This is a genomic window from Glaciihabitans tibetensis (assembly GCF_003003265.1).
Lineage (GTDB): Bacteria > Actinomycetota > Actinomycetes > Actinomycetales > Microbacteriaceae > Glaciihabitans > Glaciihabitans tibetensis.
On the sequence record NZ_PVTL01000008.1, the window covers coordinates 26603 to 49318 of the forward strand.

Here is a 22716-nt window from a genome sequence, read left to right on the forward strand (position 1 = left end):
TTTGTAGGCGGATGTCGGGGGCCACGGTCACGGCCGTAAGCTAGTGGGGTGAATGGCTGGCTGATCCTTGCGTTTGTGGCGGCCGTTGTGGCGCTCTGTTACCTGGGCTCCCTCCTTGGCTGGATCGACCTGTCCAACAAAAGTCGCAGCGGTGGCTCCGGAGGAATTGCGGGCATCGGCGACGAGGTGTTCAACCCGACGCGGCACGAGGCCCAGATCGAACTTGACCGCCAGACGGTGCTACCGGCGCCCGCGCCGGTGGCGGGTGACGGCGACCTCGGCATCTACGCCGGCGACGTGCGCATCGACCTGCGCGAACTCTCTGACCGCGAAGTGGCCGACCGCGACTAGCTCGCGCAGGCGCTCAGACCGAGTCGCGCTCAACCAGTTCGGTGGGGATCAGCGTCAGCTTCTCGACCTCTTCGCCGTTGATCAGCCGCACGAGCACCTCGGCGATTTTCGTGCCCTGCACTCCGGCCGGCTGGTCGATGGTGGTGAGCGGCGGGGTGGCGTTTTTCGCGAAGTAGTCGTTGTCCATGCTGGTGATCGCGACATCCGCCGGCACTGACAGGCCGTGGCTCCGCAGCGCGCCCAGCGCGCCGGAGGCCATCTGCGCCGAGGCGATGAACACCCCGTCGAAGGGCTCGCCCCGCGCCAGCAGTCGTTCCATCGCCGCGGCGCCTCCCTCGGGGGTGAAGTCGCCCTCCTCGAGCAGGTCGGAGTGCAGCCCCGCCTCGGCGAGTGCTGCGCGCCATCCCTCAACCCGGTCAATGCCGGCGGCCATGTTCTGGGGGCCCGCGATGGTTGCGAGACGGCGGCGGCCGTGGTCGAGGAGGTAGCGGGTGGCGACCGTGGACGCCGCAACGTTGTCGACGTCGACGATGAAGTTCTCCTCGCCCTCCTGGCTCATCGGCCGTCCGCCGAAGACGACAGGGAGCGAGCGGGCCAGCTGCACATACGACCGGTCATCGCGGTGGTGGGACAGGATGAGCGCGCCATCGACGTTGCCGCCCTGCAGGTAGCGCCGGGTCTTCTCCGGCTCCGCCTCCGAGGCGATGATGAGGGTCAGGGTGTAGTCGGTGCCGGAGAGATACATCGCGACGCCCTGCACCACCGAGGCGAAATAGGGGTCGGCGAAGAACTTCGCCGTGTTCTCGGGGATGACCAGCGCGATGGTGAACGTGCGCCGGCTGGCGAGGCTGCGGGCGGCCCGATTCGGAACGTACCCCAGCTGGTCGATCGCAGCGGTGACCGCCTTCAGTGCATCGGGCGTGACGCGGGGCGAGGCGTTGACCACGCGCGACACCGTCGAGCGCGATACTCCGGCGACGGCCGCGACCATTTCGAGGGTCGGCGTCACCCGAGCCGCCGTGGAATCCTCTGTCACCGGTATCTCCCGACCTATGTGCCTGACCTCTCCAGTCTAGATCGCAGCGCTCGTCACCCCTGATGCGGCGCGATGTTCTGCGATCATCCGGGCGAACTGGTGCCCGCTGTCCTTCACCGTGCGCACCTGGCTGGTGTAGTCGACCCGCACGATGCCGAACCGCTTGTTGTACCCCCAGGCCCACTCGAAGTTGTCGAGAAACGACCACACGAAGTAGCCGCGCACGTCTGCACCGTCAGCGATCGCGTCGGCAACGGCCTGCACGTGGGCGGCGATGTAGGCGCCGCGTTCCGGGTCGTGCACCGCGGCATCCCCCTGCACAGAATCATCGCCGGTCACCACATCGTCGTAGGCAGCACCGTTTTCGGTCACGTAGAGCGGCGGGAGCGTCGGGTACTGCTCGCCCAGCCGCACCAGCAGCGTGTGCAGCCCCGCCGGGTGTACCTCCCAGCCCATCGCCGTCTGGGGCAGGGAGCGCGACGGAAACGTCAGGTGCTCAGAGCCCACGAAGGGTGACGAGGTCGGCCGGTCGGTGGGGGTGAGGGATGCCTCGGCGCCCAGTGGCAGCGGATATCCGCTCACGTTATCGTCGTGATAGTGGTTCACCCCGAGAAAATCGAGCGGCGCGGAAATGATGTCGAGATCGCCAGGGTGGACGACGTCGCTGAGGCCGAGCCCCGCGACATCCCGCAACACGTCCTTCGGGTATTCGCCGAGCAGGAGCGGTTCGAGGAACATGCGGTTCCACAATCCGTCCAGGCGCCGGGCGGCCTCGAGATCCACCGGATCAGTGGGGTCGTTGGGCACCGCGTTGGTGAGGTTGAGCGTGATGCCGATGTTCTGCGCACCACGCCGGCGGAGCGTGCGGGTGGCGAGCCCGTGCGCGAGGTGCTGGTGGTGCACGGCGGCGAGAGCTGCGGCGGGTTCCTGTCGTCCGGGCGCGTGTTCGCCGCCGGCGTAGCCGATGAGCGAGGAGCAGAGCGGCTCGTTGAACGTGGTCCAGTGGTCGACCCGGTCGCCGAGGGCACCGTGCATGACTTCCGCGTAGTCACGGAACCGGTAGGCGGTGTCGCGGTTGGCCCACCCGCCCTTGTCCTCGAGCGCCTGCGGCAGGTCCCAGTGGTAAAGCGTGAGCCAGGGCAGGATCCCCGCGGCAAGCAGCTCGTCGACCAGTCGGCTGTAGAAGTCGAGACCCGCGGGATTCACCTCACGGTCGCCCGGCACAACCCGCGCCCAACTCGTCGAGAAGCGGTAGGACTGCAGGCCGAGCTGTTTCATCAGCGCAACGTCCTCCGGCATGCGGTGATAGTGGTCGACGGCGACCTGGGGGGAGTCGCCGCCGGCCACCGCACCGGGTACGCGCGCAAACGCGTCCCAGATTGAGTCCTCTTTTCCGTCTTCGTGCGCGGCACCCTCTATCTGTGCGGCGGCGGTCGCGGAGCCCCAGAGGAAATGAGGGGGGAATTGTGTTCCGAGGTGCATTGTCATCAGCCCTTCACTGCTCCCTGCATGATTCCGGAAATGAGCTGGCGCCCCGCGACGAAGAACAGGATCAGCAGCGGGAGGGTCGACAGCACCGCGCCGGTGAGGACGATCGAGAAGTCGACGTATCGGGCGGACTGCAGCTGCGACAACGCGGTCTGCAGGGTGGGGTTGGTGGCGTCGAGAACGAGCAGCGGCCAGAGGAAGTCCGTCCAGGCCGACATAAAGGTGAAGAGGCTGAGGATTGCCATTGCCGGGCGGGCAGCCGGGACGGCCACATGCCAGAAGGTGCCGATCATGCTTGCGCCGTCGACCCTCGCCGCTTCGATGAGCTCGTCAGGAATGACATCCACCAAATATTGACGCATAAAAAATACACCGAACGCGGTGACGAGAGTGGGCACGATGACGGCGCCGATCTCGCCGGTCCACCCCCACTGCTTCATGAGAATAAAGAGAGGAATGATGCCGAGCTGGGTGGGGATCGCCATCGTCGTGATCACGAAGACCATCAGGCCGTTGCGGCCCTTGAACTTCAGCTTCGCGAACGCGTAGCCGGCGAGGGTGGAAAAGAGCACCACCGAGACCGTGATCACGCCCGAAATGATGAGACTGTTGCCGAGCGCCTTCCAGAACGGGATGCTGTCCATCACCTCGCCGACGTTGATCCAGAAGTTTCCTCCGGGCAGAAGCGGGGGCCAATCGGAGCTCAGCGCCTGGTTATTGCGACTGCCGACCACCACAGACCACCACAACGGGTAGACGTTGATCAGCAGCAGCACGCCGAGGATGCCGTAGGTCAGGAAACCGGGACGACGGTCGAAGGTGCCGCCGCCGCCGCGACGGAGACGCGGCTTGCGCGGGTCGGGCGAGGTGGGTGGCGCAGCGAGGGGGACCGCCGCGGCGACCTCGGTTGTTGCGGTCATTTTGTCAGTCCTTTGCGGGTGCCAGTGCCAGTGCCAGTGCGGGTGCCTGTGCGGCCGATTTTGCCGCCGGGTTTGGCCGTACGTTCGGACCCGCCGATACGCGTGGTCACTAAGAAGTTCACGAAGCCGATGGCCATGATGATCAGGAACAGCAGGAAAGCGATTGCTGAGGCCTTGCCGAAGTCCAGCCGGAAGAACGCCATCTCCCACAGATAGAGCACGGTGGTCTGAAACTGGCGAGCGTTACCGCCTGCGGTGACCGGGTCAAAGAGGCGGGGCTCAGAGAAGATCTGCAGTCCGCCGATGGTCGCCGTGATGATGACGAAGATCAGGGTCGGCTTGATGCTGGGGATCGTGATCGACAAGAAGCGACGAATCGCGCCGGCGCCGTCGAGTGCAGCCGACTCATGGATGTCGCGGGGCACCGACTGCATGGCAGCCAGCAGTATGAGCGCGTTGTAGCCGGTCCAGCGGAAGTTGACCATCGTGGCGATTGCGATGTGGCTGGGGAGAGTTTCGGTTTTCCACGGAATCGCGTCGATACCGAAGTTGCCGAGGAAGTTGTTGATCAGGCCGTATTGCTCATTGAACATGTTGGTGAAGATCAGCGACACCGCAACCGGAGTAACGATGTACGGCAGCAGCACGCTCATTCGCCAGAACGTCTTGGCCCGCAGGTGCTGGTCGAGTATCGCCGCGATGACGATGGCGCAGGCAAGCTGGGGGATGCTCGACAACAAAAATATGCTCAGCGTGTTGCCCAGCGAGTTCCAGAAGAACCGGTCGCCGAGCACCGCAACGAAGTTGTCGAAGCCGATGAAATCGCCCTGTCCCTTGAGGAGGTGCCAGTCGTACAACGACACGACAAAGGTGTACAGCAGCGGGAACAGGCCGATCAGGCCGAAGAGAATAAAGAACGGGGAGATGTAGAGGTAGGGGGAGAGCTTCACATCCCACTTCCCGAGCCGTTGGCGGCGGGTCAGCCCGGTGAACGCCAGCGGTGGCTTCCGTTCGGGCTGCGGCGCGGTCGCCGCGGGGGGTGCAGGGGTCGTGGTTGTGGTCATCATCGTCCAATCGCTGTCGTGCTGGGGGAGGACCCCGGGCCATGCTGGGGGAGGACCCCGGCCGTGCAGGGCCGGGGTCCTCAGGGGCGTGTTAGCCGACGAGCTCGTCGGTCAGCTTCATCGCTTCGGCCCAGCCGGTTTCCGCGTTGAGGTCGCCGGATTGGATCTGGTCGATAACCGCCTGGAAGACGTTCTCCTGGATGACCGAGTCGTCCGGGCCCTTGTACTGCGCCGTGACGCCCTGGGCGCGGGACGCGAGGATCGCGCCGACCGGTGCCCCTCCGAACAGCTCGTTCGGGGCGGCTTCTGAGGCCAGCGTCTCCTGGGCTTCGATCGTGCTCGGGAAGGTGCCCGCGGCCTCGAACTGCTTGACCTGCTGTTCCGGTGCGGTCAACCAGGTGGCGAGGGCCGCAGCTTCTTCGGGGTGCTCACTCGAGCCCGCGACGGAGAGGAACGCACCGCCCCAGTTGGACGCCCCGCCGGGGAACACATCGGCGAAGTCCCAGCCGGTGGAGGCATCGCCGCCGCCGGTCTCGAGGTTGGTCTTGATGTTGCCGAGCATCCAGCCCGGGCAGACGAAGGTTGCGAAGGTGCCGTCAACGAATTCCTTGCCCCCGCCCCAGTCCCATCGCACGGAGCCGGCGCTGAGGTCGCTGGCGATCATGTCGTTGACCTGCGCCCAGCGCTCTTCCATCTCGGCATTGCCCTCGATGTTGAGTTCGCCATCGGCGGTGTAGTAGCCCTCGTCGAGCTGGTTGATCATCGAGTTCCAGACGAAGCTGGCCTGGTCGATCCAGGCCTTGCCCGTCGCGGCCTGGTACTGCTTGCCCAGCTCGATGTACTTCTCCCAGGTGGCGTCCTCGCCGCCGAACAGCTCTGCAACAGATTCACGATCGCTCGGGAAACCCGCCTCTTCGAACAGGGTCCTGTTGTAGCACAGGCCCTGCGGCCCGATGTCCGTTCCGTACCCGATGACGCGGCCTTCCGCGTCGGTGCCCTGCGCGAACTTCCAGTCCACCCAGTTGTCCTTGATGTCCTGCGCGCCGTAGTCGTTCAGGTCGACGAACTCGGAGGAAACCTCCTGGATTGCTCCGAGCCATCCCTCCTCGATCGCAACGACGTCGCTCAGCCCGCCGCTCGCGATCTTCTGGAACGCGTCGGTGCGCGCGTTGCCGCCGGTGTCAATGTTGTTGGGGGTGATGGTGATGCCCGGATTGGCGGCTTCGTACTCGGCGTAGAGGTCGTCGTACCCGAACGTGCCGAACGTCGTGATGGTGAGGTTGACATCGCCTTCACCGTCACCGCCTCCGGACTCTCCGCCGCCGGAACATCCGGTGGCGACGAGGATAAGCGCCGAGGTGCCAGCGATCAAAGCGGCTGTTTTGCGTCGTGAGAGTCTCACGGTCACTCCTTTGTGTGCGTGGATAGGATGCCGTGTGGGCGCGCTCCGATTCGACTGTGAGAGCGCTCTCACGGTGTTGGGCACAACACTGGCACCCCCCTCTGAGCTTGTCAAGGGTTTTGTGAGAGCGCTCTCACGATTTCTTCCGGAGTCTCGCCGGAGAGCGCCCATCCGCGGTGTCTATGCTGAATCGCGGGGGTGGTCACAGCGCGTATGGTCAGACGTGTGGCACAAGAGAGAAATACCCACGTCCTGTGGCGGCGGGTGATCGCCAGCGCGCTCGCCGCTGCTCTCCTCGGCACGCTGGTCGCCTGCGCGCCCGCTGCCGGATTCGCCGGTGGCGCCGGAACCACAGCGACACCGAGGCCGAGCCGCACCGCCCCAACCAACCTCACCCCGGCCACGACCGCCCCGCCCACGCCGACAGCTTTGCCCACACCGTCCGCACCCGCTCCGGAGGTCCCCGTGGTCGCACCGCCAGAACCTCCGCCCCCGGCCAGCTTCGACAGGGCCGCGCGGTCGGTGGACGACCCGACGAGCCTCTGGGTCGTGGCCAACAAGGTGCGTCCGCTCAACCCGGTCGACTGGGTGCCGCCGGACCTGGCGACCGTCCCCGTTGCGTACCAGAACCAGCAGCCGCTGCGCCTCGAGGCGGGCAACGCACTCGTGGCGATGTTTGCTGCGGCTGCGAGCGAGGGTGCGGGCGGGATGCAGATGCAGAGCGCCTACCGGTCCTACGACCGCCAGGTGTCGGTGTACGCCGGCTGGGTGTCGCGCCTCGGACAGGCTCAGGCCGACGCCCAGAGCGCCCGCCCCGGTTACAGCGAACACCAGACCGGACTCGCCGTCGACATCTCACCGATCCCGTTGAGTTGCGCTCTCGACGCGTGTTTCGGATCCACCCCGCAGGGCATCTGGCTGGCCGAGAACGCGTGGCGCTTCGGGTTCCTCCTGAGGTACCCGGCGGACAAGGTCGACGTCACCGGATACACCTTCGAGCCGTGGCACTTCCGGTACATCGGTGTCGAACTGTCGACCGAGATGCACACCGCAGCGGTGTCGACCCTCGAAGAGTTTTTTGGTCTCCCCGCCGCGCCGGGATACATCGGCTGAGGCGAGCGCCTAGGTTTGTCAGAGGCGGATCAGGTATGGTCCGTCAGTGATTGCCCGGGCGCCTGTCCCGGGGCACCGCCAGGAGTTCCGTTGTTCTTTGCCGCCCGTCCCGCCCTCCGCCCGCTCGTCGCCGGCGCTCTTGCCGTCGCACTCGTGGCGTCCCTCGCGGCGTGTTCGGGGGATGCCGGGGGCTCCAGCGACGGGTCGGGCTCGACCGGCTCCGGCTCAACCGACACCGGCGCGACCGGCTCTGATTCGACCGACACCGCACCTGCCGTAGAGGCCCTCAGCGCCGCGGACGGCTCGGTCACCGGCGGGAGCACCATCACGCTCACCGGGAGCGGCCTCGACGGGGTCACCGCCGTCTCTTTCGGCGCGAACGCCGCCTCTGCGGTGACCGCGGTCAGCGACGAGGAACTCACCGTGACGACACCGGCGGCGGTGAACTACGCCACTGGGCCGGTCGATGTGAGCCTGGCGGAGGGGGATGCTGCGGCCGTGGCATCCGGTCTGACCTACAACTACACCGTGGTCACCCCGGTCGACGCGCAAATGAACTACCTGCTGACCTATTGGCAGAACCGCAACGAGGCGGAGTACGGCTCCTACGGCGACAACGACTGCGTCAACTTCACCAGCCAGAGCCTGATCGCCCGCGGCTGGGTCGAGGACGACGAGTGGTACCACGAGGCATCCTCCACCGGCGAGCACTCGTACAGCAGCCCGTGGCTAAGTTCGACCTCAATGATGAAGTACTTCACCGCGCGCCCGGAGCTGGCGACCGCGCTGACGGACCAGCAGCGCGACCAGGTGGTCATCGGCGACATCGTGCAGTTTGACTGGGACAACAGCGGCGACCGTGACCACACCGGAGTAGTGACCCGCATCGAGGGCTCGGGCCCCGACCGGGTCATCTTCTTCGCCGGTCACTCGCTCGACTCCGACTTCCGCTCGGTTGACGTCGCGATCACCACCGACCACCCGGGCGGCACCGCCTACTACTGGCACCTCCAGAAGTAGCTGCTCCTCACCCCTTCGGTCCTGCGGCAGACGAGCTCGGGTTAGCTGCGCCTGCTGCTGCTGCTGCTGCTGCTGCTGCTGCCGCTGCTGCTGCTGCCGCTGATGGTCCGGTCGTCTCGAGACGATTCGACCTCGGCAAATGCAGCATCGTCGTCGAACGACTTGATTCGCGCGACCTGAAAAATGATCAGTGCGTATACGGCCTTGGCGACGATGTCGGCGATGGAGTATCCGACCTGTTTGCCCACCCACGCGTCAGCTCCGGCGATGTCAAGAAGCGGGAGCAGATAGGCGATGGGGTAGACGCCCCAGCTCAGCAGCAGGAGGTAGCGGAGATTGCCGAGGGTGCCCCGAACATTCGCCGGTTGGTTCTCCAGTGATTTGCTCAGCTGCACGAAGAGAACAAACAGGATGTACGCAAAGGGAATCGTCGAGAGGATCCCGAAGAGCCCGCGTACGCCGTTGTCGTCGCTGATCTCGCCCGGGTACCCGAGCGCGATCATCAGGGCCGCGGCGGGCACGAGGCGCACCAGCAGACGGGACTGCACCTTGCGCGCCAGCGCCAGTACGGCGACGAGCTCAACCAGCAGCAGCGGAACGGTCAGGAGCCAGTCGACGTAGCGGTATCCCTCGTTGAATGCGGCGCCCTCGGCCTGCGAGTAGGTCCCCGTGCCGCCGACCGATTCGCTCACGAATGCCTCTTTGAACGAGTCAAAAATGCGGAAGTAGTGATACGTGGCGATCCCGCAGACGACGATGGCCACGGTGATGGCCTGACGGTAGCGCGGCAAAATCCTCGGCAGCGATATGAGCAAAAAAACCGCCGTGAACAGCTGAGCGGCAATCACCAGTGACAAAAAGTTGTAGACGGTATCGAACTGACTTTGCGACAGGGTGTCAGGAATCACAGTGCCCTCCAGAGCATGACGGGCCGACGCGGGATGCTGCGGCTCCGGTCTTTGTAGTTCACAACCTAAACTGTCCAACGCGTGAACAAAAAGGGTGTTTTTTGCTCGGTTGGGCCGCTACGATTACTCAGATAAAAACACGGTGAGAACGTCATGGATGGGCCACGTAATTTGAGCGAACCCGAGAAGCACGTTCTCTCCGGGTTCCCCGATGCTGCTCTGCGATTCTTCCGAGTTCTCGAGCAAAATCGACGCCGGGTTGCGTTCGAACACGGGCTTTCAGAGATCGAATTGCGGGCATTCTTTCGGGTCGCGGCGGCTGGCACGATTACGCCGAAAGACCTCGCGTTCGAACTTTCGTTGACGAAAGGGGCGATCACCGGCGTTTCGACCCGGCTGGTGGCAGCAGGTGTTCTGAGGCGCGTCGAACACCCCGTGGATCGACGAAGCCTCCACCTCGAGCTGACACCGGCGGGTCATGACGAGATGCGCGTGATGCACGAGGATTTTCGCGCCATGCTCTCCTCGGCAGGCACCCAGCTCACCGAGAGCGATTTATCCCGGGCCAGTGAGGTGCTCGAGGAACTGTCGCGCACCATGGCCGAGCGACCTGACGGGGGCCAGGACCGGCTTCTCGGTTAGTTGCCGAGCGCCTCGTCGACGATGACCTTTGCCTCGGCCTGCACGCGGGCGAGGTGCTCCGCGCCGACGAATGACTCCCCGTAGATCTTGTACACGTCTTCCGTGCCACTGGGGCGGGCCGCGAACCATGCCTTGTCGGTGACGACCTTCACGCCGCCGACGGCTGCTCCGTTGCCGGGAGCCTCACTGAGGCGGGCGATGATCGGGTCGCCAGCGAGCTCGGTCGCGGTGATCGCGGAGCCGTTCAGCTTGCCGAGGCGCGCCTTCTGCTCTTTGCTCGCGACGGCGTCCTTGCGCTCGTAGACCGGCGAGCCGAACTGCTCGGTCAGCTCGACGTACAGCTGCGACGGAGTCTTTCCCGTGACCGCGAGGATCTCGCTGGCGAGCAGGGCGAGCAGGATGCCGTCCTTATCGGTGGTCCAGACGGTGCCATCCTTGCGGAGGAAGCTGGCTCCGGCGCTCTCCTCGCCGCCGAACGCGACGGATCCGTCGATCAGTCCGGGCACAAACCACTTGAAGCCGACGGGCACCTCCCAGAGGGTGCGGCCGAGCGACTCGGCGACCCGGTCGATCATGGTGCTCGACACGAGCGTTTTGCCGATGGCGGCCTCGGGGTTCCAGTCGGGGCGATGCGTGTACAGGTACTGCACCGCGACCGCGAGGTAGTGGTTCGGGTTCATCAGGCCTCCGTCGGGCGTGACGATGCCGTGACGGTCTGCGTCGGCGTCGTTACCGGTGAGGATGTCGAAGTCGTCCTTGTGCGCAAGCACGGACGCCATGGCCGACGGGCTCGACGGGTCCATCCGGATCTTCTCGTCCCAGTCGAGCGTCATGAATCCCCAGGCCGGGTCAACGTTCGGGTTCACGACCGTGAGGTCGAGTCCGTAGGTCTCGGCAATGAGCTGCCAGTAGTGCACGCTGGCGCCGCCGAGCGGATCGGCACCGATGCGCACGCCGGCCTTCTTGATGGCCTCCACGTCGATGATGTTGACGAGGTCCTCGACGTAATTGCGGCGAAAGTCATAGGTCTCGACGGCGCTCGGCTCGCCGCGCATGACGTCCTTCGAACCTGCGCTGATGATCTCGTTGGCGCGGTTCGCGATCCAGCTGGTTGCGTCGCTGTCGGCCGGCCCGCCGTGCGGGGGGTTGTACTTGAAGCCGCCGTCGCGCGGCGGGTTGTGGCTCGGGGTGATGACGATGCCGTCGGCCTGGTCGTCGTGGCCCTCGGCGTTGTACTTGATGATGGCGTGGCTGAGCGCCGGGGTGGGCACAAAGTCGTCGAACTCGTCGACGAGCACGCGCACGTTGTTCGCCACGAGAACCTCAAGTGCGGTGGTCTCGGCGGGGCGGCTGAGCGCGTGAGTGTCGCGGCCCATAAACAGCGGGCCGGTAATGCCCTGAGACGTGCGGTACTCCACGATCGCCTGGGTGATGGCGGCGATGTGGGTTTCGTTGAACGCCGCGTCGAGCGCTGAACCGCGGTGCCCGCTGGTTCCGAACGCGACCTTCTGGTCGGGATTGGTGACATCCGGAATCAGGTCGTAATACGCCCTCAGCAGTGCGGGCACATCGATGAGATCGGATTCCTGGGCGGGCGTACCAGCGCGCGTCGTCGTAGCTGTCATGCCTCCAGTCTGGCACCGGCGACGCCACTATGGGACTGCCTTGTGAGCGCTGCATCCAAGAAATATCTGGCCGAGAGGGTTTGTCGCTAGGCTTCGAGTCATGCCTGATACCGCTGCCTCCGAGACGTATTCCTACCTCGGACCGGCGGGCACGTTTACCGAGGCCGCGCTGGCGCAGGTGCCGCAGGCCGCGGGCAAGCCGTGGCGCTCGGTCAACAACGTCGGCCAGGCACTCGACGACGTGGTATCCGGGCGCAGCGTCGCGGCGATGATCGCGATCGAAAATACGGTGGATGGCGGCGTCAGTGCCAGCCAGGATGCGCTCGCCACAATCCCGAACCTGCGTATCGTCGGGGAGTATCTCGTCGACGTGAACTTTGTGCTCGTCGCGCGTCCGGGAACGACCCTCGCCGACGTCAAAACGATCAACGCGCACCCGGTTGCCTACGGCCAGACCCATCTCTGGGTCGAAGCGCACCTGCCTCACCACGGGCACCTTCCGGCGACGTCGAATGTGGCGGCCGCGGCATCCCTCTTAGAAAATGATCTGGCCGACGCGGCCATCGCGCCGCCCACCATCACCCGCCACCACGACCTCGATGTGTTGGCGACCAATATCGGTGACAACCCCAACGCGCAGACGCGGTTTGTGCTGGTGAGCCGCACCACCGCACTGCCCGGGCGAACCGGGTCAGACAAGACCAGCATCATTGCGGAATTGCCGGATAACCGCGCCGGCCGTCTTCTCGAAATGCTCGAGCAATTCGCTACCCGAGGGGTGAACATGAGCCTGCTGGCATCGCGCCCCATCGGCGACGCCCTCGGCAGGTACCGCTTTGTGATCGACCTCGATGGCCACGTGCACGATGAGCGGGTTGCCGACGCGCTGCTCGGGCTCAAGCGGTTCAGCCCGAACGTCATCTTCCTCGGGTCCTACCCGCGGGCGGACAAGCTGCCCATCACCGTGACTCCGCGCTACGAGAACGAGGCCTTCACCGACGCGCGTGACTGGCTGCGCGGGCTGATCAGCGGCGAACCCGACGAGGGCTTCGGCCGCTAAAGCGATGCGGGGATGCGCACGGTCAACGCCAGCGGGTCAACCGTCGCCTTGACCGCGATCGCTTTGCCGAACGAGTCGCCGTCGAGCTCGAACTCCTGCGGACTTTCGAGGCGCATCACCAGCTGTGCACCCTTCATGTAGCGCAGCGTGCGCACCTCCCGGGTGAGGCTCATCAGCTTGCGGCCGACCTGGCTGCGCCGCAGAACGCCGTTCTCCCAGACGATCTTGACCCAGATCTGCACCCAGCCAAAAAAACCATCGGGCCGCAGGGCGACGATGTCGAAGATGCCATCGTCCACGGCTGCCTCGGGCAGGAGGAGGATGTTGGCGGGCAGCGATCCGCAATTGCCGATCAACACCGTGTGTGCGTTGAGCGTTCGCGCGGGCTGCGAGTCGAGCTGGTAGCGAATGCGCAGGCGGCTGCTTCCCTTGAGGGAACGGATGATGGCGTCGACGTAGGCCAGCCAGCCGACGCGTGCCTTGAGTTTCGGGTTGGTGTTGGCGATCATGTCGGCATCGAGGCCAAGGCCGGCCATCACCAGGAAAACGTAGCTGTCCTTCGAGCCGTCGGGACGGCGGGCTTCGACCACGCCGAGGTCGATCTTGCGGTCGCTGCCGGTGAACGCGGTGCTCAGGGACTGGGGCAGATTGTCGAGGGTGAGCCCGAGGTTGCGCGCGAGGAGGTTTCCCGTGCCCGAGGGCAGCAGGGCGATCGGCACGGTGCTGCCGCGCAGGGCCTCGGCGACGGCGCGCACGGTGCCATCGCCTCCGGCCGCCATCACGATACGGGCGTTCGCCGCGAGCGCCCTGCGGGTCTGTCCGCCGCCCGGGTCTTCCTCGGATGTTTCGAACCAGAGGCTCGGGCCCCAGCCGGCCGCTTTCTCTGCCGTGGCAACCGCTGCGCGGAGTTTGGTCTCGTCGACCTTGATCGGATTGAACACGATCGCGGCGGTGTGGATTTCGGTAGTTGTCTCGCTCTGAGCGGGGTCTGCCATGCCCCCACGGTACGGCATCATCTCCCTCCGGCAGCGCCCGCCCTGCAAAGTAGACTGGGGCGGTGATCGACCCTCAAATGTTGCGAGACAACCCAGAATCCGTACGCCGTTCGCAGGAGGCGCGTGGTGACTCCGTCGGCCTCGTCGATGAAGCGATCGCCGCAGATGCCCTTCGCCGGTCCACGATCGGCGAGTACGAGAAGCTACGGGCCGAGCAGAACGCGTTCGGTCGCCACGTCGCGATGGCGCCGAAGGATGAGAAGAAGGCGCTCGTCCAGCAGGCCCAGAAGTTTGCCGGCCGGGTGAAAGAGGCGCAGGCCATGGCGACGGAGGCCGAGACCGAGTTCAACCGGATCGTGCGCGCGATCGCGAACCCGATCCTCGACGGTGTCCCGTCCGGCGGCGAGGAAGACTTCGTGCTTCTCCGCGAGGTGGGCGAGAAGGTCAGCTTCGACTTCGAGCCGCGCGACCACGTCGAGATCGGTGAGATCCTCAAGGCCATCGACATCACCCGCGGCACCAAGGTCAGCGGCAGCCGCTTCTACTTCCTCCGCGGAGTCGGCGCCCGCCTCGAGCTCGCCCTGATGAACATGGCGCTAGACAAGGCGCTCGCCGAGGGATTCGAACCGCTGATCACCCCCACGCTGGTGCGCCCCGAGGTTATGGCCGGAACCGGCTTCCTCGGTGAGCACGCCGACGAGATCTACTACCTCCCCGCCGACGACCTCTACCTGACCGGCACCAGCGAGGTCGCGCTCGCCGGATTCCACAGCGACGAGATCGTCGACCTGACCGACGGCCCACTGCGCTACGCCGGGTGGTCCACCTGTTACCGCCGCGAAGCGGGATCGGCGGGCAAAGACAACCGGGGCATCCTCCGGGTGCACCAGTTCAACAAGCTCGAGATGTTCAGCTACGTCCTGCCCGAGGAGGCCGAGGCGGAGCACCTGAGGCTCGTTGCCTTCCAGGAGGCGATGCTGCAGGCCTGCGAGCTGAGCTACCGCGTCATCGACGTCGCCGCCGGTGACCTGGGGTCCAGTGCCGCGCGCAAGTACGACATCGAGGCATGGGTGCCCACCCAGGGCACCTACCGCGAGCTGACCAGCACCTCGAACTGCACGACGTACCAGGCCCGCCGCCTTGACACCCGTTACCGCACCGAGTCCGGCAAGACGGCGCCGGTGGCGACCCTGAACGGCACCCTGGCCACCACGCGCTGGCTCGTGGCCATCCTCGAAACCCACCAGCTGGCCGACGGCTCGGTGCGGGTGCCCGTGGCGCTTCGCCCCTACCTCGGTGGGCTTGAGATCCTGGAACCGCGCAAATGAGCCCTCGCACCACCCGGCGCGAGCGTCTGCGCTGGCTGATCGCGCTCGACATCGACGGCACGGTGATGTGCGAAGACGGCACAATTCAGGATGATGTTCGCAGCCAGATCAACCGTGCGGCGTCCCTCGGGCACGAGGTGATGATCGCCACCGGCCGTTCCGTCGCGATGACCCTCCCCGTGGTCGACCGCCTCGGCATCACCCCGAAGTACATCGTGTGCTCCAACGGCGCCATCACCCTGAAGCGTGACCCGAGCGCGCCGCTCGGGTACGTGCGGGACCTTGTCGAGACCTTCGACCCAAGCGAGGTACTGACGACCGTGCGCGCCAACCTGCGGTCGGCGAACTACGCGGTCGAGGACGAAGACGGGCTGTCGCGCTACACCGGGTCGTTCCCGGATGGTGCGCTCGGCGCCGGAAGCGAAAAAGTCGAGTTCGATGACCTGCTCACGCAGCGGGCCACCCGCGTCGTCGTCATCTCGCCAGAACATGGCCTCGAAGACTTTCTCGAGATCGTCGACGAGATGGGGCTGCACAAGGTCAGCTACAACGTCGGCTGGACCGCGTGGCTCGACATCGCTCCCGACGGCGTCAACAAGTCGACCGCGCTGGAGCGCGTGCGCGGCTTGCTGAAGGTGCCGCGCAGCCGGGTTCTCGCCGTCGGCGACGGTCGCAACGACATCGACATGCTCGAGTGGGCGTCGGTGTCGGGTCGCGGCGTCGCGATGGGTCAGGCTCCCGACGAGGTGAAGGCGGCGGCCAACGAGCTGACCGCCTCCGATCTCGACGGCGGCGTCGCTCGTCTGCTCGAGCGACTCTAAGGCTCGAGCGGGCGCTGAGCAGCTCGTCCGGAGACGGGCGGCACCCGGCATCCGATACACTCACACTGTTACAGGAGGGCTGTCCGAGCGGCCGATGGAGCCAGTCTTGAAAACTGGTGGGCAGAAATGTCTCGTGGGTTCGAATCCCACGCCCTCCGCACAATGTTGCTCGCGCGAGCTGGTCAGCCAGCCTCGCGATCTCGTGCCAGGACCCGCGGATTCGGCTACCCGCCCCGCTACGGCTATAGTTACAGACGAACGATGGAGCTGTCGCATAGTTCGGCCTAGTGCACCACCCTGCTAAGGTGGAGAGGGGTTTATACTCCTCCGTGGGTTCAAATCCCACCGGCTCCGCATCTTCCGAAATAGCCCTGAGATCCTTGTGATCCCGGGGCTATTTCGCTTTCTCCGGTCTCTCCCTGAACGTTCCTTGTGGGGTTCCCAGCGCGGGATGTCATCCGCCGCACCCCTCGCCATGCCCGATCAGTGGCCCCCGCGCAAGGGCCACGCTGGCGCGTTGTGCGCTCTCAGGCGATGGGGTAGACAGTGAAAAGGCAGTCGTCATAGTCGACGGTGGCCTGGGCAGCCATGTACCCGACGTGGTTCGCCAGTGACTCCTCTCGAATCGACTCTCCAGGACCCGACTGTGATGGCGAATTCTCTCGTACGGTGTGGCGATGTGTCGCGCCTTCTGCCCGTTCCTCGTGTGAACACCACGCCTGCCGGGCGGGGTGCTCGATGAAGCTGATCGGACGGCGGGACGAGCTCGAACGTATCGTGCACGTCGCCAGCGCTCCGCGGGAGGGCGCCCTCCTCATCCTGGGGGAGCCGGGCAGCGGTAAGTCCTGGCTGCTCGAGCAAGCCCAGGCCGGCAGCCCGGTGCGGTCGATACTCACGCGGGCCCTGCCGACCGAGAAGTCGTGGCGACTGTCCGGCCTGGCCCGAGTGTTCGCCTTTGTCTCCGAGGTGGATGTCACGTCGCCGCGCACCGCGTCATGGCGAGATCGGGCGCCGCAGACGACCCCCGCGCCGCTGGGTGCGGGCTACGGCACTCACCAGTTCGACGACGGGGTCCCCGACGGCGGTACTCTCCGCGCGATCACGGCTCCGCCCGCGCTCACGGTGGCGGGAGACATCCGCGACGGCAGTGATCGATTCGCCGCCGCCCGCGAACTCCTGTCAGCCCTGCGCACCCCGATGACGGATCCGCTGTTGCTCCTTATCGATGACATCGACCAGATGGACGAGGAGAGCCAGCTGCTGCTCGGGTACATGGCAGAGGGGCTCGCCGGAACGGGCGTTCGGATAGTCGCTGCGGCGACGAGCATCGCGCCGTCGAGTCCGCTCGCCGCCTTCCGCAGAATCGGACTTGGATCACTCTCCACCTCCGAAAGTCGGGCGCTCGCCGCGGTGGCGCTCGGTTCAGACGGCGACCCCGGCGTCGCCCGCATCCTGGCCGATACGTCGGCAGGCAGCCCCGCAACGATTGTGCGGGCCGCGCAGGCGCTCAGTTCCGGCCAGCGGCAGGGCCGCGAACCGCTCACTCTTCCATTGCGGCCCCCCGAGTCCAGCGACCGGCTGGCGGCGCAGCGTCTCGGCCACGCCGACGCCCGCGAGCTGCGCCTACTCGAATACGTGTCGTTGGCAGCGTGCGCCCACACCGCCGCGTTGCTCGATGCGATCGGGATGTCGGATCCTGGCCAGTCTGCCGGGGAGGCCAGCTCGATAACCGATGCCGACCGCCTGGATGATTTGGAGTACGCCGGGCTGGTCATCAGGCACGGGCACTCGGTGCGGATTGCCGACCCACGGGTGCGCTCCTGGCTGTACTGGAACATGGGGCCGGGCGCACGCCGTGAGCGTCACCGGCTGATGGCCGCCGCCCACCACGGCGTTGATGCGCGAATGGAGCACTGGCACCAGAGCTTCGCGGAGTACTCGCGGGAGCTGGTGGACGCGGTGCTGGCCGCGGCAAATCAGTGCGCCACCTCGAGCGACCGCGCCGCCGCGGTCGAGTTTGCCGAACGCGCGCTCCGTCTCGCCGCGAGTGCGGCCGACCACCAGGTGCGGCTCCGGGAGTTGGCGACTACTTTCCTCGTCCATTCCGATCTGGGACTCGCCGCGCGCTACGCCCGGTGGGCGGCCACCGAGACCGGGTCCCCGCAGGCGGCGGTGGATGTCGCGACCCTGCGCATCGCAATCGAGTACGCTCGCACCCACGTGGTGCCCACCCACGACATTGACGCCGTCGTCGGTCTATATTCCGCGAACGGTATGGCCGAGGTGGCCAACCTGATGTCTCTCGCTGCCGCCTGCCACGCGGAGCGGTGGGAGACGGAAGAAGCCCGCCGGCAGCTCGTCCCCGGAGAGGCACAACTGACACAATCCGACCGGGCTGTCCGCGACGGGGTTTCTGGCCTCGTTGACGCTCTCGAGGGAGTACCCATCGGGGCTGCTCAATCCCCGTCCGAGGTGGCCTCCGCTGGCGACGTGCCCGCGGCCGCTCTCGCCGAGATGCCCGTGCACTCGTTGCTCCTGCTCGGCACCACCCTCAGCTACCGCGAGCACTACGCGAGGGCACGCCACATCTTCGCGTTGGTGACCACCCAGCCGACGATGAACACCCCGCTGTGGCTGGAGCTGGCGCGGTACCACCTCGCTGTCAACGAAATTCGCTCTGGCCGATATCACTCTGCCCGGCTCGCGGTCGAGGAGTGGATGGCTAGTGCGCCGCCAGCGACTGCCCGCACGTCATCCCGCATGTATTTGAGGGCGTGGTATTTGCAGTCCACCGGGAACTCCGCGGAGGCGAACGCTCTGTTCGCTGAGTGTATGGATCGAACCCTCGCCGAACGAACCCCAGCGGTCGCCGCGAACATTCTGGCGACACAGGGCGGTGCCGCTCTCGCTGCGAACGATTTCAGCGAGGCGACTCGCCTCCTTGAGCTCGCGGAGGTCATCGGTGGCCGCTTCGCGAATCCTGCCCTGCTGCGCAGTTCCATCGATCTGATCGAGGTCTACGTCAGTACCAACCGGCTGCGGGAGGCGCGCGGGGTGCTCGCAGGGCTGGAGGTGGCCCAAACGTCGTCCCCCTCACGCTGGCTCACCCTGGCGGTCGCCCGTGGTCGCGGGCTCACGGCCGCCGATGACCGCAGTCTGGCGCTGTACCAGCGAGCGCTCGAGTTGTACACGAGCGAGGACTCGCCGTTCGAGCGCGGGCGCACGCTGACGAACCTGGCGGCCGCCCAGGCGCGTCTCGGATTCGTGCGGGAGAGCGAGAAGTCACTGGCGGCGGCGCATAATGCCTTCGGCAACGCAGGGTCGTCGTCGTGGGCGCACCGGGTCAGGCACGGCGGAATCACCGATCCTGAGCCGGGCACCGCGGCGGCGGGCATCCTCACAGAAGAGGAACAGCTCATTGTCGAAAAGGTCCGCGAGGGATATCGCAACAAGGAGATCGCTGCTGAGCTCTACATCTCGTTGCGCACCGTCGAATTGCGCCTGACCCACATCTACCGCAAGGTGGGCGCCCGATCCCGGTCCCACCTCGCCGCGCTGCTGAACTGACCGATGGCAAGCGAGGACCCAGTTGATAGCCGACGGGTTAATATTGCCCAGTGACCATCCGCGACCTCATCGATCTGCTTGCCGAGCTCTTCGGGTGGTTTGGAATCCTCGCTGCCGCCGGCTGTTTCCTGGTGGTGGCGATTCTCCGACTGAGTCGAGGTCACTGGGAAGAGACCGAGGCCGTCGTCGTCGACAACGCGGACAGCAGCCAAATTCGGTGGATGACCGCGGAGGGTGTTTTGCACACCCGCACCCTCGATCCGCACGATCGGGCGGCCATTGCCGACCCGGAGGAACTCCACATCTATTACAGCCGCAGGGCTCCCGACCACATTCGCTTCGACGTTGCGGGCCACGGAGAGAAGGTTCTGCGGGCGCTCGGATTCAGTTTTCTCGGCCTCGGCATCGTGGCGTTCGCGATCTCGCTGATCGCCCTGTTTGTGCCGAGCTAACGCCTCTGACACCGGGCTGCTATCCGCATTCTCTATACTTACGGCACGATGACGGACAGTAACCCACCCGCGCCTGCCGCCTCGCGGAGGCGAGACCGCCGTTCGCTGTACGCAACCCCCCGGCACAGTCGCCATGGCGGCGGGTCCGCTACGGCCTTCATTTTCAAGCTCATCGCCGCGGCTCTCGCTGTGGTTCTGGTGAGCGGCGCATCCATTGCCGTGGTCAGGGTGTGGAGCCTCGGCACCGCCATCAATAACAACGCAATCGACATCTCGAACCCGGATGACAGTACGCCCCCGCAAATCGGAGCCATCACCGGCAGCTTCAACATCCTGGTCGTGGGCGTCGACAACGATGAGGAACAGAGTGAGGCGTTCGGTGAACGCGACGCGACGCTGAACGACGTCAACATCCTCCTCCATGTGTCCGAGGATCACACCTCCGCCACCGTGGTCAGCCTCCCTCGAGACCTCATCACCGCCCAGCCCGCGTGCACCGACCCGGAGAGCGGTGAAACCTCCTCAGCGCAGAGGAACGTTTCCCTCAACACGGCGTTTGCGCGCGGAGGATTGACCTGCGTTGTCAGCACCGTTGCCGATCTCACCGACCTGGAGATCGACTACGCAGCCCAGATGTCGTTTAACGCTGTCGTCCAGATGACCGACGCCGTCGGCGGCGTCTCGGTGTGCCTGGCCGAACCGATCGAAGACGATTATTCCGGGCTCGACCTTCCCGCGGGCACGAACGTGATTTCCGGCCAGACCGCTCTCGCCTTCCTGCGCACCCGTCACGGAGTCGGCGACGGCAGCGACCTCTCGCGCATCTCGTCGCAGCAGGTCTACATGTCTGCGCTGCTTCGCCAGCTGCAGAGCGACGAAACCCTGACCAACTTCACGCGGCTCTACCGGCTGGCAAACGTGGCGGCGACCAACGTACGGTTGTCGACCTCGCTCACGTCCATCGACACCATGGTCTCGATGGCCCAGAGCCTGAGCACCGTTGACCTGTCGACGATGGCCCTGGTGCAGTACCCCGGCACCACGGGCGACCCCGACTTTCCGGGCAAGGTGATGCCCGACGAGGACGTCGCCGAAGAGCTGTTCGCCGCCATTGCGGCCGACGAGCCCATCACCCTCGGCGAGGACTCGCTGGGTAGCGGCTCGGTGCTCGACGGCAGCGTGCCGACCGAGGAGCCAGTGGCGACCGAGACGCCGGTCGCTCCGGTCGCAACGGAGGCGCCCACGGCGACGGATGGCGCGACACCAGCCCCCGAGCCCACCTCGGCGGCGATTGAAGGCCTCACCGGCCAGACCGCGGCGCAGCAGACCTGCTCCGCAGCTTCTGGCTAACTTCTCGCTTAGCTCGTGTGTGTTCGCGACGATGCCACCCGAAGTGGCGCCAGTCGTGCCTTCAAGCTGGTATAGTCGTCAGGTTGGGTTTTGGCCCTACAGGATGCGCCCGTAGCTCAGCGGATAGAGCAATTGACTACGGATCAATAGGTCGGGGGTTCAAATCCCTCCGGGCGCACAGACGAAAAGCCCCGCAATCTCAGTGATTGCGGGGCTTTTTCGGGTCGTGGGTGCTTTCGTCTCACAGCTCCGATATCCACTTGAGTGCACTGAGGCTCGGCACGAACAGGTATTCACCGCCCCGGTTGACGACGAAGGTCGGCAGTTCGGTGAGCCGTCGGCGGATCGGCTTGTGGGGGATTGTGAACTGTTCGCTCCCGCTATTCGGGCCGACGAGCGGATCCTTTTCGTCGGGCGCGCCGAAAAAGAGCCCCTCGTTGATCCATTGCGTCTTCACGAACTCGAATTGGCGGTCGATGCGCGCCATCGCGGCGACGAAGATGATGCCGCGGTCGACGCCATCGTCCTCGAGAACGCCATCGGGCAGCATCGGGCCGTAGCTCGTGCTGCGGCGCATCAGGCGATGGAGTCGAGGAACGCCGATGATCGAGGCATCGCGCGGGTTCATACGTCGTGCGTGCGCGCCCACCGGGCACTTGATTCCTCGCGGGTCATCGGCCTCGTACATAAACGCATTGCTCCGCTCGATATCGCCGCCGAGCGCGGGGTCGTCCGCGTCTGGAGAGAGGACCAGGGGTGCACCGCTGGTCCATCGACCAACCATCTTCGCGGCGAGCAGCTCCTCATCCGCGCGATCTTTAGCGCGATCCCGCAGGTACTGCCGGTAGGCCGCGACTCGCGTGTGAAGTTTGCGAACCACGAGGAACGTGCCGTTGCGGCCCAGTACCTCGGGCTGCGGCGTTGGGCTGATCTCACCCACTTCGTTCGGGTACCCCAGCAGAAACTCTCCCGCCTTGACGGGTGCTTCGTGAGGGTTGGTGCCGGGGATGCCGCTGCCTTCTACCGCCGGATTGCTCAACCCGTCCTTGAATCCGAAAGAGGTCTTCTCGCCTTCCTGCGCGTACACCTCCTGGCGCCAAATTACCTCGACGCCGGCGTAGTCCCGGTACGTTTCCCGAGCACTCTCGACGACGGTTGCCAGTCGCTCGGTATCGGGAGACAGCGCGGAGAGGGCGATGTGTACGTCCCCGGTTCCCAGTGGCGCCTCCCAGTGCTCTGGCGCACTCTCGCCGACATCACCAAGGGATTCGGCGCGAGCGGCCATCCCCTCCTGGAACTCCTTGGGGAACGTGCGCAGCGATTGCTCGGGCACGCCGAGCACCCTGAGGCCTTCAAACGAGATACCGACAGTCACCCACGCCTGCTTGTCTCGTCCTGCGGGATCACTGGCGGACGCGACCACGGGCAGCAGCCGTCCCAGCAGTTGTCGCCCCTGCCGTGGGTCGTCGACCCGCAAGAGGATGTAGACCCCGACGTAGGGGGTCGGGCGCGGGTGCAGCGCGCCGTTCTGGATGTCTGCGAGCTCCAGGGTGATGGCCTCCGCGGTGCTCATG

Annotated in this window: 19 protein-coding genes and 3 tRNA genes; 13 read left to right on the top strand and 9 right to left on the bottom strand. The window is 65.7% G+C overall.

Translation table 11 applies throughout. The features are described 5' to 3' along the window. The first annotated feature begins 48 nt into the window (after window positions 1-48). Complete coding sequence (locus B0I08_RS14235; protein ID WP_106214011.1) at window positions 49-351, top strand: hypothetical protein; 303 nt, start codon at window positions 49-51, stop codon at window positions 349-351. Window positions 352-364: 13 nt separating this feature from the next. On the opposite strand, the gene B0I08_RS14240 is transcribed toward B0I08_RS14235, so the two are convergent. The 5 genes from B0I08_RS14240 to B0I08_RS14260 all read right to left on the bottom strand — a co-directional run bounded on the left by B0I08_RS14240 (window position 365) and on the right by B0I08_RS14260 (window position 6261). Next, entirely contained in the window at window positions 365-1387 is a 1023-nt protein-coding gene (locus B0I08_RS14240) for a LacI family DNA-binding transcriptional regulator (RefSeq protein ID WP_245884827.1), read from the bottom strand. 36 nt (window positions 1388-1423) lie between these two features. After that, entirely contained in the window at window positions 1424-2875 is a 1452-nt protein-coding gene (locus tag B0I08_RS14245) for a GH1 family beta-glucosidase (protein WP_245884828.1), read from the bottom strand. Further along, window positions 2875-3795 carry a carbohydrate ABC transporter permease gene (locus B0I08_RS14250; RefSeq protein ID WP_106214013.1) on the bottom strand — a complete coding sequence of 307 codons (921 nt, stop codon included), beginning with the start codon at window positions 3793-3795 and terminating at the stop codon, window positions 2875-2877. Before B0I08_RS14250 ends, B0I08_RS14245 begins: the two co-directional genes overlap by 1 nt. Next, window positions 3792-4862: a carbohydrate ABC transporter permease gene (locus B0I08_RS14255; protein WP_425433007.1), complete on the bottom strand. Its 1071-nt coding sequence runs from the start codon at window positions 4860-4862 to the stop codon at window positions 3792-3794. The genes B0I08_RS14250 and B0I08_RS14255 overlap by 4 nt, the downstream gene beginning before the upstream one ends. An 88-nt stretch (window positions 4863-4950) precedes the next feature. Then, window positions 4951-6261, bottom strand: coding sequence for an ABC transporter substrate-binding protein (locus B0I08_RS14260; RefSeq protein ID WP_425433008.1), 1311 nt, complete (start codon window positions 6259-6261; stop codon window positions 4951-4953). A 225-nt stretch (window positions 6262-6486) separates the two neighbouring features. Here B0I08_RS14260 and B0I08_RS14265 point away from each other — a divergent pair, with 225 nt between their 5' ends. Together B0I08_RS14265 and B0I08_RS14270 are read left to right on the top strand one after the other, a co-directional pair. Next, window positions 6487-7374, top strand: a complete 888-nt coding sequence (locus B0I08_RS14265; protein WP_245884829.1) for a M15 family metallopeptidase — start codon at window positions 6487-6489, stop codon at window positions 7372-7374. 90 nt (window positions 7375-7464) lie between these two features. Next, window positions 7465-8394, top strand: a complete 930-nt coding sequence (locus B0I08_RS14270; protein ID WP_181243426.1) for an amidase domain-containing protein — start codon at window positions 7465-7467, stop codon at window positions 8392-8394. 41 nt (window positions 8395-8435) lie between these two features. On the opposite strand, the gene B0I08_RS14275 is transcribed toward B0I08_RS14270, so the two are convergent. After that, the gene (locus tag B0I08_RS14275) at window positions 8436-9302 is read right to left on the bottom strand and encodes a bacteriorhodopsin (protein WP_181243427.1); all 867 of its coding nucleotides are present in this window, start codon (window positions 9300-9302) and stop codon (window positions 8436-8438) included. A gap of 153 nt (window positions 9303-9455) precedes the next feature. Between B0I08_RS14275 and B0I08_RS14280 the strand changes: the two genes are divergently transcribed. After that, a complete protein-coding gene (locus tag B0I08_RS14280) occupies window positions 9456-9944 on the top strand; it encodes a MarR family winged helix-turn-helix transcriptional regulator (protein WP_106214021.1) in 489 nt (162 codons plus the stop codon). Here the strand turns inward: B0I08_RS14280 and pgm are convergent. Next, window positions 9941-11569 (bottom strand): phosphoglucomutase (alpha-D-glucose-1,6-bisphosphate-dependent), encoded by a 1629-nt coding sequence (pgm, locus tag B0I08_RS14285; protein WP_106214023.1) that lies wholly within the window; start codon window positions 11567-11569, stop codon window positions 9941-9943. The two genes, B0I08_RS14280 and pgm, sit on opposite strands and share 4 nt — an antisense overlap. A 100-nt stretch (window positions 11570-11669) precedes the next feature. Here pgm and pheA point away from each other — a divergent pair, with 100 nt between their 5' ends. Beyond that, on the top strand, window positions 11670-12629 hold the full coding sequence (pheA, locus tag B0I08_RS14290) for a prephenate dehydratase (RefSeq protein ID WP_106214025.1): 960 nt from the start codon (window positions 11670-11672) through the stop codon (window positions 12627-12629). Here the strand turns inward: pheA and B0I08_RS14295 are convergent. Continuing rightward, complete coding sequence (locus B0I08_RS14295; protein ID WP_106214027.1) at window positions 12626-13624, bottom strand: diacylglycerol/lipid kinase family protein; 999 nt, start codon at window positions 13622-13624, stop codon at window positions 12626-12628. The two genes, pheA and B0I08_RS14295, sit on opposite strands and share 4 nt — an antisense overlap. A 62-nt stretch (window positions 13625-13686) precedes the next feature. Between B0I08_RS14295 and serS the strand changes: the two genes are divergently transcribed. The 8 genes from serS to B0I08_RS14335 all read left to right on the top strand — a co-directional run bounded on the left by serS (window position 13687) and on the right by B0I08_RS14335 (window position 21320). Further along, window positions 13687-14952 (top strand): serine--tRNA ligase, encoded by a 1266-nt coding sequence (gene serS / locus B0I08_RS14300; RefSeq protein WP_106214029.1) that lies wholly within the window; start codon window positions 13687-13689, stop codon window positions 14950-14952. After that, window positions 14949-15773 carry an HAD family hydrolase gene (locus B0I08_RS14305; RefSeq protein WP_106214031.1) on the top strand — a complete coding sequence of 275 codons (825 nt, stop codon included), beginning with the start codon at window positions 14949-14951 and terminating at the stop codon, window positions 15771-15773. The genes serS and B0I08_RS14305 overlap by 4 nt, the downstream gene beginning before the upstream one ends. A gap of 73 nt (window positions 15774-15846) precedes the next feature. Further along, window positions 15847-15931: transfer RNA gene (locus tag B0I08_RS14310), tRNA-Ser, on the top strand. 105 nt (window positions 15932-16036) lie between these two features. Next, window positions 16037-16127, top strand: a tRNA-Ser gene (locus B0I08_RS14315). Between the two features lie 384 nt (window positions 16128-16511). After that, entirely contained in the window at window positions 16512-19340 is a 2829-nt protein-coding gene (locus tag B0I08_RS14320) for a helix-turn-helix transcriptional regulator (RefSeq protein WP_181243428.1), read from the top strand. Window positions 19341-19390: 50 nt separating this feature from the next. Further along, window positions 19391-19792, top strand: coding sequence for a DUF3592 domain-containing protein (locus B0I08_RS14325; protein ID WP_106214035.1), 402 nt, complete (start codon window positions 19391-19393; stop codon window positions 19790-19792). A gap of 48 nt (window positions 19793-19840) precedes the next feature. Next, complete coding sequence (locus B0I08_RS14330; protein ID WP_106214037.1) at window positions 19841-21142, top strand: LCP family protein; 1302 nt, start codon at window positions 19841-19843, stop codon at window positions 21140-21142. A 105-nt stretch (window positions 21143-21247) separates the two neighbouring features. Continuing rightward, a tRNA-Arg gene (locus B0I08_RS14335) sits at window positions 21248-21320 on the top strand. A 63-nt stretch (window positions 21321-21383) separates the two neighbouring features. Here the strand turns inward: B0I08_RS14335 and B0I08_RS14340 are convergent. Next, complete coding sequence (locus B0I08_RS14340; RefSeq protein ID WP_106214039.1) at window positions 21384-22715, bottom strand: Dyp-type peroxidase; 1332 nt, start codon at window positions 22713-22715, stop codon at window positions 21384-21386. Between the last annotated feature and the right edge of the window lies 1 nt (window position 22716).

Bases quoted from the DNA above. Each gene is read 5' to 3' on its own strand.
- B0I08_RS14250 (WP_106214013.1), bottom strand. From the start codon at position 3,795: ATGACCGCAACAACCGAGGTCGCCGCGGCGGTCCCCCTCGCTGCGCCA.
- B0I08_RS14280 (WP_106214021.1), top strand. From the start codon at position 9,456: ATGGATGGGCCACGTAATTTGAGCGAACCCGAGAAGCACGTTCTCTCC.
- B0I08_RS14305 (WP_106214031.1), top strand. From the start codon at position 14,949: ATGAGCCCTCGCACCACCCGGCGCGAGCGTCTGCGCTGGCTGATCGCG.
- B0I08_RS14320 (WP_181243428.1), top strand. From the start codon at position 16,512: ATGAAGCTGATCGGACGGCGGGACGAGCTCGAACGTATCGTGCACGTC.
- B0I08_RS14245 (WP_245884828.1), bottom strand. From the start codon at position 2,875: ATGACAATGCACCTCGGAACACAATTCCCCCCTCATTTCCTCTGGGGC.
- pheA (WP_106214025.1), top strand. From the start codon at position 11,670: ATGCCTGATACCGCTGCCTCCGAGACGTATTCCTACCTCGGACCGGCG.
- pgm (WP_106214023.1), bottom strand. From the start codon at position 11,569: ATGACAGCTACGACGACGCGCGCTGGTACGCCCGCCCAGGAATCCGAT.
- B0I08_RS14330 (WP_106214037.1), top strand. From the start codon at position 19,841: ATGACGGACAGTAACCCACCCGCGCCTGCCGCCTCGCGGAGGCGAGAC.
- B0I08_RS14295 (WP_106214027.1), bottom strand. From the start codon at position 13,624: ATGGCAGACCCCGCTCAGAGCGAGACAACTACCGAAATCCACACCGCC.
- B0I08_RS14340 (WP_106214039.1), bottom strand. From the start codon at position 22,715: ATGAGCACCGCGGAGGCCATCACCCTGGAGCTCGCAGACATCCAGAAC.
- B0I08_RS14255 (WP_425433007.1), bottom strand. From the start codon at position 4,862: ATGATGACCACAACCACGACCCCTGCACCCCCCGCGGCGACCGCGCCG.